General features: G+C 39.4%; 16 protein-coding genes. All 16 read left to right on the top strand.

The genetic code is table 11. From position 1 onward, the window contains the following. The first annotated feature begins 5 nt into the window (after positions 1 to 5). The 16 genes from IV514_RS10365 (at position 6) to rng (ending at position 15,080) form a co-directional block, all read left to right on the top strand. A complete protein-coding gene (locus tag IV514_RS10365) occupies positions 6 to 1,244 on the top strand; it encodes a type II secretion system F family protein (protein ID WP_206485145.1) in 1,239 nt (412 codons plus the stop codon). Continuing rightward, positions 1,244 to 1,735 (top strand): hypothetical protein, encoded by a 492-nt coding sequence (locus IV514_RS10360; RefSeq protein WP_206485144.1) that lies wholly within the window; start codon positions 1,244 to 1,246, stop codon positions 1,733 to 1,735. Before IV514_RS10365 ends, IV514_RS10360 begins: the two co-directional genes overlap by 1 nt. 108 nt (positions 1,736 to 1,843) lie before the next feature. Further along, complete coding sequence (locus IV514_RS10355; protein WP_206485143.1) at positions 1,844 to 2,440, top strand: prepilin-type N-terminal cleavage/methylation domain-containing protein; 597 nt, start codon at positions 1,844 to 1,846, stop codon at positions 2,438 to 2,440. A gap of 30 nt (positions 2,441 to 2,470) precedes the next feature. Continuing rightward, positions 2,471 to 2,974 (top strand): prepilin-type N-terminal cleavage/methylation domain-containing protein, encoded by a 504-nt coding sequence (locus IV514_RS17640; RefSeq protein WP_206485142.1) that lies wholly within the window; start codon positions 2,471 to 2,473, stop codon positions 2,972 to 2,974. A gap of 73 nt (positions 2,975 to 3,047) precedes the next feature. Beyond that, positions 3,048 to 3,527 carry a type II secretion system protein gene (locus tag IV514_RS10345; protein WP_206485141.1) on the top strand — a complete coding sequence of 160 codons (480 nt, stop codon included), beginning with the start codon at positions 3,048 to 3,050 and terminating at the stop codon, positions 3,525 to 3,527. A 13-nt stretch (positions 3,528 to 3,540) separates the two neighbouring features. Beyond that, entirely contained in the window at positions 3,541 to 4,053 is a 513-nt protein-coding gene (locus IV514_RS17635; RefSeq protein ID WP_277601500.1) for a type II secretion system protein, read from the top strand. After that, the gene (locus IV514_RS10335; RefSeq protein ID WP_206485140.1) at positions 4,043 to 4,597 is read left to right on the top strand and encodes a type II secretion system protein; all 555 of its coding nucleotides are present in this window, start codon (positions 4,043 to 4,045) and stop codon (positions 4,595 to 4,597) included. The genes IV514_RS17635 and IV514_RS10335 overlap by 11 nt, the downstream gene beginning before the upstream one ends. Before the next feature lie 5 nt (positions 4,598 to 4,602). After that, a complete protein-coding gene (locus IV514_RS10330) occupies positions 4,603 to 5,400 on the top strand; it encodes a type II secretion system protein (RefSeq protein WP_206485139.1) in 798 nt (265 codons plus the stop codon). Continuing rightward, the gene (locus IV514_RS10325) at positions 5,390 to 5,803 is read left to right on the top strand and encodes a pilus assembly PilX N-terminal domain-containing protein (protein ID WP_206485138.1); all 414 of its coding nucleotides are present in this window, start codon (positions 5,390 to 5,392) and stop codon (positions 5,801 to 5,803) included. The genes IV514_RS10330 and IV514_RS10325 overlap by 11 nt, the downstream gene beginning before the upstream one ends. A 164-nt stretch (positions 5,804 to 5,967) precedes the next feature. After that, positions 5,968 to 6,612, top strand: a complete 645-nt coding sequence (locus tag IV514_RS10320) for a PEP-CTERM sorting domain-containing protein (RefSeq protein ID WP_206485137.1) — start codon at positions 5,968 to 5,970, stop codon at positions 6,610 to 6,612. Positions 6,613 to 6,819: 207 nt separating this feature from the next. Beyond that, on the top strand, positions 6,820 to 10,215 hold the full coding sequence (locus IV514_RS10315) for a DUF6701 domain-containing protein (protein ID WP_206485136.1): 3,396 nt from the start codon (positions 6,820 to 6,822) through the stop codon (positions 10,213 to 10,215). Between the two features lie 178 nt (positions 10,216 to 10,393). After that, positions 10,394 to 11,437: a rod shape-determining protein gene (locus IV514_RS10310; RefSeq protein ID WP_206485135.1), complete on the top strand. Its 1,044-nt coding sequence runs from the start codon at positions 10,394 to 10,396 to the stop codon at positions 11,435 to 11,437. Positions 11,438 to 11,644: 207 nt separating this feature from the next. Further along, on the top strand, positions 11,645 to 12,532 hold the full coding sequence (mreC, locus tag IV514_RS10305) for a rod shape-determining protein MreC (RefSeq protein WP_206485134.1): 888 nt from the start codon (positions 11,645 to 11,647) through the stop codon (positions 12,530 to 12,532). Then, complete coding sequence (gene mreD / locus IV514_RS10300) at positions 12,519 to 12,998, top strand: rod shape-determining protein MreD (protein ID WP_206485133.1); 480 nt, start codon at positions 12,519 to 12,521, stop codon at positions 12,996 to 12,998. Before mreC ends, mreD begins: the two co-directional genes overlap by 14 nt. Before the next feature lies 1 nt (position 12,999). Next, the gene (locus IV514_RS10295) at positions 13,000 to 13,593 is read left to right on the top strand and encodes a Maf family protein (RefSeq protein ID WP_206485132.1); all 594 of its coding nucleotides are present in this window, start codon (positions 13,000 to 13,002) and stop codon (positions 13,591 to 13,593) included. Positions 13,594 to 13,604: 11 nt separating this feature from the next. Then, positions 13,605 to 15,080, top strand: coding sequence for a ribonuclease G (rng, locus tag IV514_RS10290; RefSeq protein ID WP_206485131.1), 1,476 nt, complete (start codon positions 13,605 to 13,607; stop codon positions 15,078 to 15,080). Positions 15,081 to 15,156 lie beyond the last annotated feature (76 nt).

Genomic DNA, 15,156 nt, shown 5'->3' with positions numbered 1-15,156 from the left:
ATTTAATGGCGGCATTTGATTACACAGGAAGAGATAGCCGAGGGCAACAAGTCAAAGGACTGATAGAGGCGGCAACTACGTCAGCGGTTGCTGAGCAGTTGTCACGTCAGCAAATTATTCCTATTTCGATTAAGCCGGCAAAAAGTGGCAAGGCTGCTGGAGCGAGTGCGCCAATCGATATTGGCGATCTGCTTGGATTCGACGCGATTTCACTGGATGATCTTATTGTTTTCTGTCGGCAAATGTATGCATTAGTACGCTCAGGAGTTCCTATCTTACGTGCAATTAATGGCATGTCTGAGTCAAGTAATTCACCTAAGCTCAAAACAGCATTAGCAGAAGTAGCAACACAGTTAGAAGGGGGGTACACCTTATCCTCTGCCCTAAACCAACATCCACATCTATTTGCTCCGTTATTTATTTCTTTGATACATGTTGGGGAGAATACCGGACAACTTGATGGTGCTTTTCTTAAGTTGGCTAGTTATTTTGAACGAGAGCAAGAAACACGTAAGCGAGTGAAAACAGCACTAAGGTATCCGTCTTTTGTTTTGGCTGCGATAGCGATAGCGATGGTAATTTTAAATATTTTTGTTATTCCGACCTTTGCTAATATGTTTGCCAAGTTAGGAGCAGACTTACCTTGGGCAACTCAAGTGTTGATTGCCAGCTCTAACTTTTTCTTAGATTTTTGGCCGTATATGTTAGTCGTCTTAGTGTTTTTGTTTTTTGGTACTCGTGCTTATGTAAGAACCGCTAAAGGGCGATATAAATGGGACAGGTTTAAGACTAAACTACCGATTGTTGGTTCTATTATTGAACGTTCTATTCTAGCACGTTTCTCTCATAGTTTTGCCATTGTACTAAAAGCAGGTGTACCAATGACCTCAGGGTTAACCTTAGTGGCTGATGCGGTAGATAATAGCTTTATGAGTAAAAAAATCATTGCAATGCGCAGTGCTATTGAAAGTGGTGAAAGTTTATTGCGCTCTGCTGTTGCAAGTACCTTATTTACTCCGTTGGTATTACAAATGGTGTCTGTTGGGGAAGAGACAGGGCGAGTGGATGAATTGCTTGAAGAAGTGGGCGATTATTATGAACGCGAAGTGGATTATGAGCTTGGAACATTAACCGCAAGAATAGAGCCGATATTAATCGCTATTGTTGCAGGTATGGTTCTGATACTTGCGTTAGGTATTTTCACGCCAATGTGGGATATGATGTCAGCATTTAAAGGTAAATAATGACCAGACAAGGTGACGCAAATAATCGAGAAAAAACACTAGGCGAAAATATTGTCATGGTGGTGTTTATTGCGTTACTAATGAGCGTGTTTTTGTATTACTTCTTCAAACAGGAACGTGAATTTACCCAAGTGGGGTTTGATGTTGTTGCAACAAACTTTTCTTCAAAGGTTACGGCAATTCGAGCGCAGTGGTTTATGGATAACCAACCCGATACGGTGTTGGTTAAAGAGCCAGATGGTGCTATTTTACGCATCAAGGTTAATGAACGAGGTTGGGTTGATTTTACTGGCTTTGATGATGCGTGTCAGCAAATATGGAGAGCGCTTGTTAGTGACGATTTTTCGTTTATTAATCAACCGGTTGCTGTTTTAATGGTACAGGATAGTACTAATTCATTGCAAAGTCATTGTCGCTTTAGTTTACCGTCAGGTGAGTATTTTGATTATTTTTTTGCTAACGGGAAAGTGGCTAATGCGTCGATGCAATAAGAAAATATTGTAAAAAAATGTTAAAACATTGTAATCTTAAGAAAATAATAATAGCAGTTATAAAAACTTAACTAAGGTTAAGTTAACAAAATAGGTTTTGAGGTAGTTATGAGAAAACAATCAGGTTTTACGTTAATTGAGCTTGTGATTGTTGTGGTGATTTTAGGCTTTTTAGCCGTAACAGCAATTCCCAAATTCCTTGATCTAACCGATCAAGCTAAACAGGCGAATATTGAAGGCATGGCAGGTGGTTTTGCTACGGCAATTTCGTTAGCTCGTGCACAATGGGAAGCAGAAGGTCGCTCTAAAAATACGAGTAATCAAAACTTTGTTGATTATGATGGTACCACTTTGTATTTAACGGTAGAAGATAAAGCGAATAACATTAGACCGGGCTATGTACTTGGTACCACAGCAACTGCCACTATTGGTGATGTTAATTGTGTGCAAGTGTGGAACAATATTTTACAACAGCCCCCTAAAGTCTCTACTGATATCACTGATTTAGATGGAGTAAATGCAGCTGATTATTATGTGGTTAAAGACAGCACAAATACTAATGCACCATTTTGTAGTTATTATTTGAGGGAAACCATCGCTAGAGATGGTTCAGGAAACTATACCGCAACAGGGATTGATAATGTGGCGAACTATTTTAGGTATTTTCCAGCGTCAAGCAATGTAGAAATTACCATTAAAAACTAATATAACAATCTAAAAAATATAGGTGTAGTGATGAAAAAATTATCAACAGCAAAAGGCTTTACGCTAATCGAATTAGTAGTGGTTATTGTCATTTTAGGTATTTTAGCGGCCACCGCTGCACCTAAATTTATTGACTTAACGGGTGATGCGAAAGGCGCAACAATCGAAGGTTTAGAAGCTGCTGTGGAAACAGCGACATCATTAGTGCATTCAAAAGCATTGATTGCCAATGAAACCTCCGGCACAAGCACTTTATCAATTAATGGTGGTACTGATAATGTAGGCATTGTAGATGGTTGGCCTAATAATGCTGAAACAACATGGGGAGCGTTGTTAGATATTGAGGCGGCAGATTTTTTATCTGCAACGGATGGAACAACAGGAACTGATGGTAGAGTTGTTTGGTATCCAACACCTAATTCAGGTACTTTAACTGCTGCAGAAGCAGTAACCGCAGAATGTTATGTTTCATTTATTGAAAGTACTGACTCTAATACAAAACCTGCTATTGTATCTGTAACTTCAGGTTGCTAGCTAGTTTATATAATTCTAATATTAAAGGAGGGCAAAGCCCTCCTTTATTGTTTTAATGAAGTGTTATCATGCTATGAAGAATAAAGATAAAGGTTTTACACTAATCGAATTGGTAGTGGTGATTGTCATTCTAGGTATTTTGGCTGCTACTGCTGCTCCTAAGTTCGTCAATTTTGAAGCGGAAGCTAAAACAGCCACCTTAGAAGCGATTAAAGCATCAATGGAGGGAGCTGCTGCCTTGGTTTACAGTAAATCACTGGTAAAGGGAAATCACACTTTGCCTAGTAGTGACAATCCGACCGTGGATATTGGAAGTGGAACAATGCTCAATATAAGTTATGGTCATCCATTAAGCGATATAAATGATTGGTCGGATAAATTAATAGATATAGAGCTAGAAACTTATCAGTTCACGACAACGATTGACGGGGCTATGGTTGTTTATTTTAAAGATGATGATGAACCTGTAAGCTCTTTACAGAGCTGTTTAGTATTTTATAAAACAGCTGGTCTAGGCGAAAAACCAACTATCGATGTGAACCCTTGTACATAGACGGTGAATTATTGTGATATTAAACGCTAAATATTCACTATTAAAAGCTCAACAAGGTTTTACCCTAATTGAGCTAGTGGTTACCATTATGATTTTAGTGATAATGTCTGTCACTGTGATCCCGCGTTTTTTATCATCTGGTGGCTTTGAAGAGTATGGTTACCGTACCGAGATCATTTCAACTTTGCGCGCTATTCAGCTAAGAGCGATGCAACAAACTGATAATGTGCAATGTCATCGGCTTAAAATAGCTGCTGATGGCAAAACATTAGGCTTGATGAAAACAGATGCCAGTAGTAATCATTGTGATGAAACTGCTTGGTCTGATAACAATACCTCAGCAGGCCTAACAAGTGTCAGTGTTGATAGTAACCATAACATTACCTTTAGTGGTGATAACTTTTCTTTTGATCAAATGGGACGTCCTGAAGGTTGCGCCACGATACCATGCATCATTTCAATTAATGGTGGAGAGCAAGTACTAACCATCACCATTGAGCCAGAAGGCTATATTCATGCAAGTTAAACCTCATGGCTTTACTTTAATTGAAACTATAGTCGGGATTGTGGTGCTGTCGATTTCTTTTTCAATTTTGACCAGTTTAATTTACCCGTTAGCCGAGCAAAGCGCAGATCAACTTCATCAAATTAAAGCGTCTGAATTAGCCCAATCGATGTTTAATGAAATTCAGCAAAAAGCCTTCGATGAAAATTCAGATAAAACGGGTGGGCTTTTGCGATGTGGTGAAGCTGCACTGGTGTGTACGTTAAATAATGCTTTAGGCAATGAAGAAAGCGATAATCGTGCTAACTTTGATGATGTAGATGATTATGATGGCCTTAATTTATCATCCGCTGATATCGAAAACTCATTAGGGGATAAATTAGGCGATTGGTACCAAGGATTTTCTATGAGTATTACTGTATGTAATGACGGAAATTATGATGGTATATGCAGTGAACGTGTTGCTACTAATACCGACACCGACACGGCAAAACTCATACGTTTAACCGTGACAACCCCAACGGGTTTCGATATTGAATTTGCAACTTACCGAGCGAATTTCTGATGTTAATGTCAAGACAAGTAAAGGGCTTTACCTTAATTGAAATGGTCACAGTGATCATTATTTTGGGGGTTTTATCTGTCGGTATTAGCAGTTTTTTACAATTTGGCGCGCGAATATTTTCTGAAACTAGTGAACGAGATGAGTTAATCTCGGCGGCAAGGTTTGCGGTTGAGCGCTTAAATCGAGAAGTACGCAACGCTGCGCCTAATAGTATCGAGGTGGATAACAGCAGTGGCTTTGATTGCTTAACTTTTATTCCAATAGCCGCCAATACTATTTATCTCGATTTACCTGTATCTCCAGAGTCGGCAAACAACCAAGTTGAGCTGATCCCTTTTAATAAAGATAATTTTTCAATGGCTAGTCGTGTGGTTGTTTATCCTATATCGCCAGCTGACTATTTACCTGCATCGGATAAAAACCATGAATTCTCGGTATTAGATGATTCAGCGGTGGCACCCGCACCTTGGACTTTGTCTTTTTCATCACCAAAATTATTTGCTACTGATTCTCCTACTAAACGTTTTTATTTTTATGGTGATAATGTCAGCTACTGCGTGGAAGGGAAAGAATTGGTGCGTTATCAAAATGACATAAGTCGTACATTAATGGCGGAGAACTTAGCGAATTATCTTGATGAAAATGGTAATGCATATACAAATTCAGATGATGTTGTTGCTGCATTTGAAGTAATAAGCGCTAGTCAAACACGTAATGCCACGGCGTTAATTCGTTTAGTATTTGCTTTAAACAATGAGCAGGTGGCCTTTAATAATGAGGTGCAAATTCCCAATGTTCCTTAAACGAGATAATCAGGGCAGTGCATTAGTCATTGCTATTTTTGTGATTGTTGTCATGACAGTGATTGGTGCTGCTTTAGTCAGAATGTTGAGTACTAGTGCTGAGACAATTGCTTATGAAGTACTTGGGACTCGCGCCTATAATGCGGCACAAATTGGTTTACAATGGCGATTACAGCAAGTGTTTCCATTAAATGAGCCAGCAAAAGCGTGTAACGCATTGACGGATCCAAAACCAGCATTGTCGACTATCACAGGGTTGGAAAATTGTACTATAGCGTCATTAAATTGCGTTGATGAGCAGATTGCAGGAACACGTTATTACACTATCACCAGCACTGGCCAATGTAATATTGCAGGTGTGCTCACATCCAGAACGCTCGAAGTGCAAGCACGTGAATTATAACGATTTATTTACATAAAACTGTAAAGTTATTTTACACAATTAAAATGTATGGATTTTATTTTTTAGTTAAGGTTTTGATTTGTAAGGTTTGTTTTGGGTTGGTTTGGTTTTTGCTTTATGGTTATCAATTGTAAAGTCGTCTACTCATTAATAAGAGGTTTTTAATGATTAAGTTTGCAGCTAAAGTTTTTCTTGGTATTAGTCTTTTATTTTCAATCATAACTCATGCGAGTTTAATAACTGATACTTCTTTATTAACATCTGATCACTATGTGACATATAGCGATGAAAATGTCTCGATTGATTTTGCATGGGTATCTCCTATAAACGTAGAATTTTGGGGCGATCCTACCCTTGAAAGTACCAATCAATTATTTACTCCTTCATTGCATGATGGTTGGCAATTTGCGAGTGATTTTGATTTAAATATTCTAACGACAAATTTTACGTTAGCCGATTTTACTATTGGTGAAGGTGACGAGCGTACTTTTATTCATGCGGTTCAATTTTGGAATACTGTATTTGATGACGTCGTTTTAAAACTAGATACAGATAATAATCTTGAAAATGGCTACGAAATTATTGATTGGTCTAATGTGAAAAACTTTCAAGATGGCTTAATCAGTAGCGAATGGGCTAGTTCAGGTGTCAATGGAAAGAATTCTAGCGGTACAAGCTATTATGAAACCTTTTATGTGAGAAAAACATATTTTCAACAATCAGCCGTTTCAGTGCCAGAACCAACAACCTTAATGATTTTTGCATTGGCGTTAATCGCCTTATCACTACGTTCACGTCTTGTAAAATAATACTGAAATAACTCCATTTCGTTTCATGAAATATTGCCTTGCAGGATGCAGGGCTTTTTCTTTTTTATCGCTAAGTTGTCTTACCTAATATCGATTAGCTAACTTGCTTAATAGGCTTGATAGCGTTACCTTTAAGTTGTGGTCGTTTTTTGTAGATAACTCATGTATATAGCATTTCAAAATTTAACTGAGGGAATTACTTTTTTGATGAAAAGGCAATTGTTACGTGCTTTTCGTTTTTCACTCATTTTATTGGTTCTTACGCTATCATCGTTCACTTTTTTGAATCTTTCCCATGCGGGGCAATCGTCCGGCACAACATCGTTAGAGACTTCACCTGACGCAGGTAAACTAGTTTTTAGTGAAATTAATGTTGTTGAAGGTTATATCGAGTTTTTTATTAAACAAACCGTTGATTTTGATGGTTGGACATTTTCTTATGAAGGACAAGGAAATAATGATGGCAGTGTTCTGTTATGTTCAGGTAGCTGTACGCAGGATGCTGGTACCTTTTACGTACTTGAAGGACACTCTCTTCATAGTACGTTAGAAGAGCTGGTCATTTTAGATAAAGATGGCAAGGTTGTTCACTATTTTCGTTATGCTAACAGTGAAACTCAGGCTGGTGGCAAATGGAAGTGGCAGGCAGCTGATGATGTATCAACTTTATATTATGTCGAGGGAGCAAAAAATAATTTATGTGCAAACCCGGTTGGTGAAATAGATGTAAGTAAATGGGGGGAATGTACACCAACGAAAGGAAATAATGGTGACCTTTTGAGCTGTGATGAAATCTTTCCCGGTGATATTACCTTCGCTGTTAACGGAAGCCATACTTTTTTTAGTTCTGTCGCCGACAGTACCTGTAATGGTGGAAATTGTAGCCCAATCAATACCTTTCAGCTTGCTGATATTTTTTCGTTAACGTCGACTGGAAATTTTACATCAACTACTTTAGTTGATGGTGTTTATGCCTTTGATTCTTGGGGCTTACCCAGTAATTCAAATATTTCTTTTTCCGGTAATGGTACTGCCGTTTTGTATTTTTATGACGCAGTAACAATTCCTGCTGGCACACAACTAAATGCCGGTGGCGACCCGAGTAATGTATTAATTGTCGTCAACAGTGCGTTAACTATTGAGGCTGGTGCAGATATTAACGCTAATATTTATGTTGCAGGTTCAGCGACTCTTGGTATCCCTACCGAAGGAGTTGATATTACGGGTGCTTTATCGGTCGGTGGTGCATTGGCTGTATATGGCGACGGTGTCTATCAGTACAATGCTTCTTATGTGAATGATATGGACGCCCGTAGTTTTTGTCAGTCGTCACCAGAAGTTGTCGATCATTTTGAAATTATCCATGATGGTAATGGTTTAACTTGCGAAGTCGAATATATAACGATTCGTGCATGTACTAGTAGCATTGGTGATGCTTGTGTGGAATCATCAAAAGCAATTAATTTAGATTTAGTGGCAACCGGAGCGTCTAATACCGTCACTACCCCAGTCAATTACACTGGTAATAGTGCGATTGTAGCGGAATTGAGCTATACCGTGGCAGAACCTGTCACATTATCAATCGCTAATGAATCGGTCACTGCTCCTAATGGTTTTGTTTGTAATAATAATAACGCTGGTGATTGTATTATTAACTTTAGTGATGCTGGCTTTAAAGTTACTGGTCTTAATGATATTGAAGTGGCTGGTGTTCCTAATAACAACGTGAAGATTCAAGCGGTTAAAAAAGGCACAGATATTCAAAGCTGTGTGCCGTTATTTAATGACGGTAATGAAAAAGCGATTGAGTTTGCTGTTGAGATGATATCTCCAGCAACGACTACTGCTCTTAATAATGGATTGGCTTATAAGATGGGCACGGTTGCCAGTCATCTCGATATCCCAAGAAATATCGGTTCGCCCAGTAGTTATCAAACGGTAAACTTAACATTTGATGACACGTCAACGGCCATTTTGCCTCCTAATGTGTACCTCGATGCCGGCATTATTGATTTACATGCCAGATACACTGTTCCCGCAACGGTTGATAACCCTGCTTTTACAATCACAGGAAATAACGGCCAATTCACCGTTAGGCCTGATAGCTTTCGTATTACGCCAACAAACAGCAATGGTGACTCATTAGTCGAGTCAACTCATGATGGGAGCGTGACTCAAGTAGCCGGTAGAAATTTTAATTTATTAATTGAAGCGTTAAATGCTGATTGGTGGGGAGATGGCACCCCAGAAGTGACAACAAACTTCACGGGTATTGATGTGAATATAGCCTTACATAGATTATTACCAGTTGATGGAGTAAATGGTAAATTGGTTGATGGCTCTCTGTTTGATTTTTATTCATCTGTGACTTTACCTATTACTTATCCAGCTGATGTTCCTTTTGTTGATGGAAAATATCAAAGTAGCTCAGTGACTTTTTCTGAAGTAGGTATTTATCAACTTTTCGTACAGGAAAAAGCGACTATAACGCCTGATAATACCAATAATAAAGCCCAAGGGAGCAGTTACCTTGGCCGTTTTATCCCTGATCATTTTGACCTAGATATTGTCACTCATGGTGATATTCGCAGTGAGTGTGGTATTACACCATGGCCATATACTTACGTTGGGCAAATGGATGCGGCTGATCCTACCAAAGGAGCATTGCAATACGGTGTTGAGCCTGAATTTACCATCACGGCTAAATCTTACTGTCCATCAGGTCCTTGTAGTACTACTCAAAATTATACTGGTGATTTTATAAAGTTGGATACTGCTAATGTCACCTTGGTTACACCGGCTACCGATGGTACTCAACTAGGTGTTGATAATACCAATTTAGTCAAATTAACCGCGGATCTTGAAACGCCAAACATTACTGAAAAGTTGGGAGTGCTAACATATCGTTTTTCAAATGAAGATAATTTTGTTTATTTGCATGAAGCTAATTCTCAAGTAGGCCCATTTGATTCTGATATTAATTTAGAAATCACTTCTATAATCGATGGGGATGGCGTGTCTGCGGTTGATTTTGATCCAAGTTATGATTCAAAATTTTCTGGCGTATTAACATTGCACCCTGTCGCGACAAGTATTCGCTTTGGACGTTGGGCAATTGACAATGCCTATGGCCCTGAAACCGAAAAGTTACCCGTACCGATGAAAATAGAGCAGTGGATTGGGGCTGGCAGTAATGGTCGTTTTGAAGTAAATAGCGATGAAATCTGTTTAGTGCCTGGTTATGGTAGTAAAGTGATATCAGGCAATTTTTATGATCCACTCACTGCCTGGCAATACCGTTTATTGGATACCGATGATGGTGAACCTATTACGCCAAACGATACTTCCGTCGAAGTACCTAATCCACTACTAAGTTTTGATAATGGTGAGTATCAAGCGTTTATTTTTGCTATGCCAAATGACAGCGATGGTGATGGAAATAATGAACGAGGCACATTGAAATTTGAATATGATGTACCTAAATGGTTGAAATATGATTGGCAAGGTGATGGAGACTATGATGAGAACCCAAGCGCCACTATCAGTTTTGGTCTATTTCGCGGCAATGACCGTATTATATCGTGGCGAGAAGTGGGGAATTAGCGGTGAAAGCGTCAGTTTTTAATGTTTTGTGAAAAAAAATGCAAAAAACTGCCATTTTTTACAAAAACAGGCATCACTTCTTGTAAAGTCTGCGGTATGATTAGCGGCAATTACAAAAATAATTTCATTACGCTGTAGCATTTTTGCTGTGGTGAGGTAGCAAGGACATAGAGACCTTATGTTTAAAAAATTAAGAGGCATGTTTTCTAACGATTTATCGATCGATTTAGGAACCGCTAACACGCTGATTTATGTCAAAGATCAAGGCATAGTGTTAAATGAACCTTCGGTAGTGGCGATTCGTCAAGACCGCGCAGGAGGTTCGAAAAGTGTTGCTGCTGTTGGTGCGGCAGCAAAACAAATGTTAGGTCGTACCCCTGGCAATATCGAAGCCATTCGCCCAATGAAGGATGGCGTTATAGCTAATTTCTTTGTTACCGAAAAAATGTTGCAGTACTTTATTAAACAAGTACATAGTAATAACTTCTTACGCCCAAGTCCGCGAGTTTTAGTGTGTGTGCCTTGTGGTTCAACACAAGTAGAACGTCGTGCCATTCGTGAATCAGCCTTAGGTGCCGGTGCGCGTGAAGTGTATTTAATTGACGAGCCAATGGCAGCAGCTATTGGTGCGGGTATGCCAGTATCAGAAGCAACAGGTTCTATGGTGGTTGATATCGGTGGCGGTACTACAGAAGTTGGTATTATCTCATTAAATGGTGTGGTGTATTCATCATCGGTGCGCATTGGCGGTGATAAATTTGATGATGCTATTATCAACTACGTACGGCGTAATTTTGGTAGTTTAATTGGTGAAGCTACGGCTGAACGTATTAAACATGAAATTGGCTCGGCTTATCCGGGTGAAGAGCTAGTTGAAATTGAAGTACGTGGCCGAAATTTAGCTGAAGGTGTGCCACGCAGCTTTACTTTAAATAGCAATGAAATTTTAGAAGCATTACAAGAGCCATTAACAGGTATCGTCAGTGCTATTATGGTGGCATTAGAACAATCGCCGCCAGAACTAGCTTCAGATATCTCTGAGCGCGGTATGGTACTCACTGGTGGTGGTGCGCTATTAAAAGATTTAGATCGTTTATTAATGGAAGAAACGGGAATACCTGTGGTAGTTGCTGATGATCCGCTCACTTGTGTAGCTCGTGGTGGTGGTAAAGCGCTTGAAATGATTGATATGCATGGTGGGGATTTATTCGCCTACGAATAATAGCAATATTTATACTTGCTATTTCACTTTATAACGGTGTCAAATGTACTCATTGATAGTTATCAACTCCGTGCTTTTTCCTTGTTATAAAGTGAACTATCGGCGCATAAAGTAATGCTATGATGTTTACTGATTATTTTTCATTTAGAAAATTAGTGTTTATCAATTGATTAATATATTAAATAGCGAAGAGAACCCATATTCTCGATGAATCCCATATTTAAACATGGACCCTCACCTCAGCACCGGCTAGTTCTGGTGCTGATTTGTTCTAGTTTATTGATTTTTTTTGATCATAAGATGAATAGTTTCGAGTTTGTTCGGGGCTATTTGCAATCTATGGTAAGCCCGTTGCAATATTTAGCCACAACACCCAAATTAGCATTAGATTGGGCGAGAGAAAACTTAGTAACGCGGCAACAATTAATTGAGCAAAATCAACAATATAAGACTAATGAGCTGCGTTATCAGGAGCAAATAATGCAGCTTAATATTCTGAAACAAGAAAATGATCGACTTCGTTCCTTACTCGCTTCTCCTGTGCGCACCGATACTAAAAAAATGGTGGCTGAAATTTTATCGGTTGATAGCGACCCCTATTCTCATCAGGTCGTGATCAATCGTGGAGCGAATGACGGCTTGTTTGAAGGACAAGCGGTGATTGATGACAAGGGCATTGTTGGGCAAATTCTCCACGTTGGCACCATATCAAGTCGAGTACTGCTGATCACCGATGTTACACATGCAGTGCCTGTGAGGATCAAACGTAATGGTGTACGTTTAGTTGCTAATGGCACAGGGAATATTGGCCGACTGAGCCACAACTATGTGCCGCACAGTACTGATATTAAAGTGGGTGATTTACTGGTCACTTCAGGCCTTGGCGGTAAGTACCCTGAAGGGTATCCTGTGGCAAGAGTATCAGCAGTGCGACAAGATGAATCACGCCCATTTGCCTTAGTGCAGAGTGAGCCGATAGCACAAATTGATCGATTGCGTTATTTGTTACTACTCTGGCCAGAAAAACCCACCAAGATATTTTCATCAAAAGATGATCTGGCCGCGTTAAAGGAGCAAAGTGATGTTCGCTCATAATGGTATAGTGATCATATTGACTTTGTTAGTAGCCTTAATGGCTTCTATTATGCCGTTACCCCTTGGCGCTGATGCGTTTCGTCCTGATTGGGTATTGGTGGCATTAATCTACTGGTGCTTAGCGTTGCCTAGCCGAGTCAATGTGGTTACTGCATGGATCATGGGGTTTCTGCTTGATGTGTTATTAGGTTCTGTACTCGGGGTGCATGCCGCTGCTATGGCGCTATCGGTTTATATTATTGCTGGCAATTATCAAAAAATTCGAAACTTTTCAGTATGGCAGCAGGCGCTGATTGTCGGTGTACTTTCCGCTTTATATCATTTACTGGTGTTTTGGTTTCAACGCTTTTTATTGGATATCGTCTTTTTACCGAGTTACTTATACCCTGTACTAACATCAATTATTTTGTGGCCTTGGGCATTTTTATTACTTCGAAAAATACGACGTCATTTTAAAATTAGATAATATGAACTCTCTTATTTTAGCTTCTCAATCACCACGACGACGTGAATTATTGGCTCAACTTGGTTATGAGTTTGCCTGTTTGCCTGCCAATATTGATGAAAGTGAATTAGCTGATGAAACACCCGAACAATATGTTGAGCGTTTAGCTAGAGAAAAAGCGCAATATATTGCGAATGATCAGTCAGATACTACAATTATATTAGGCTCAGACACTTGCGTTGTGCAAGATGGCTGTATTTTAGGCAAACCAGAAAACCAGCAACAGTGTCTAACACATTTAGCTATGCTTTCGGGGCGAAGTCATTTGGTCTTAACAGCAATCGCTGTTGTTCAGGGTTCATTAATCAAGTCAATGGTAATATCTACCGAAGTGGAGTTTAAGCAATTAACACAATGCGAGATGTTGAACTATTGGCGAACCGGAGAGCCTAAAGATAAAGCTGGTTCTTATGGCATCCAAGGAATAGCGGGGCAATTTGTGAAAAGAATAACAGGAAGTTACAGCGCAGTCGTAGGTTTACCTTTATGTGAAACAACACAATTATTAGCAGAGTTTGGTTTGAACTCAGCATTACAACAGCCAGATGACCAGTAATAGGAAAAATGATGAGTGGTGAATTACTCATTAATGTGACCCCAAGTGAAACGCGAGTCGCATTAATTGAAAATGGAGTACTGCAGGAAGTTCACGTTGAGCGTGAAGCAAAACGTGGTCTGGTTGGTAATATTTATCTTGGCAAAGTGATCCGTGTATTACCGGGGATGCAGGCGGCATTTGTTGATATCAATCTTGAAAAGGCGGCATTTTTGCATGCCTCAGATATTAATTCCAAACTGATCCTTAATAATGATGAGCGTAAAGAGGAACGGAAGGAACAAGTACCTGATATTCGCAGCCTAGTGCATGAAGGCCAATACATAGTTGTACAAGTAGTGAAAGATCCGCTGGGAACCAAAGGCGCGAGGTTAACCACTGATATCACTGTGGCGGCACGCTATTTAGTACTAATGCCAAATGCTGACTATGCAGGAATTTCACAACGTATCGAAGATATTGATGAGCGTAAGCGCTTACGCGATATCGTCACGCCTTATTGTTCAGAAAACCACGGCTTTATTGTTAGAACTGCAGCAGAGGGCGCGGGTGATGATGAGCTTCGTCATGATGCGGAATTTTTACGCCGTGTATGGGCAAAAGTGCTTGAACGTAAACAGCGTAAACAAACCAGTACTGCCATTTACCAAGATTTATCACTGGCATTTCGAGTAATAAGAGATTTTGTTGGTATTGATCTAGAGCGTATTCGGGTGGATTCTAAATTGACGTTTGATCAGTTAAGTACTTTTACCCAAGAATTTGTTCCCGAGTTAGCCGGTACGTTGGAATATTATCCGGGTGAGCGACCGATTTTTGATTTGTTTGATGTTGAAAATGAAATTCAGCGAGCATTACACCGAAAAATAGAACTAAAATCTGGTGGTTATTTAATTATTGACCAAACTGAGGCCATGACCACCATAGATATTAATACTGGGGCTTTTGTTGGGCATCGAAATCTTGAAGAAACTATTTTTAATACCAATATTGAGGCCACACAAGCAATTGCTCGACAGTTACGATTACGTAATTTAGGTGGTATTATCATTGTTGATTTTATTGATATGTTAGATGAAGACCATCAGCGACGTGTGTTACATAGCCTAGATATGGCAATGATGAAAGATAACGTCAAATACAGTATTAGTGGCTTTTCCGCCTTAGGTTTAGTTGAAATGACCCGTAAGCGCACGCGAGAAAGTTTAGAGCATGTATTATGTGGTGAGTGCTCGGTTTGTCACGGACGTGGACATTTAAAAACCGTAGAAACGGTATGCTTTGAAATCTTGAGAGAAATTGTCCGGGTCAATCGTGCCTACGATACGGATAAGTTTATTGTTTACGCGTCTTCAGCCGTTAGTGAATCATTAATTAATGATGAATATCATAATTTGGCAGAATTAGAAGTGTTTATTGGTAAGCAAATTAAGATTCAAACGGAAAATATGTACAACCAAGAGCAATTTGATGTGGTTATGATGTAACCATTTTAGCAATAAAGCGTTCTACTCAAGGAGGAGCAATACGTTTTCACAGGTTTATTAAGAGCAAAGAGAATTA

Origin of the sequence: Thalassotalea sp. G2M2-11 (genome assembly GCF_017168195.1) — a bacterium.
Classification (GTDB): Bacteria; Pseudomonadota; Gammaproteobacteria; order Enterobacterales; family Alteromonadaceae; genus Thalassotalea_E.
Note: the sequence above shows the minus strand (reverse complement) of the source record. Positions and strands in the feature narration are given on the sequence as shown.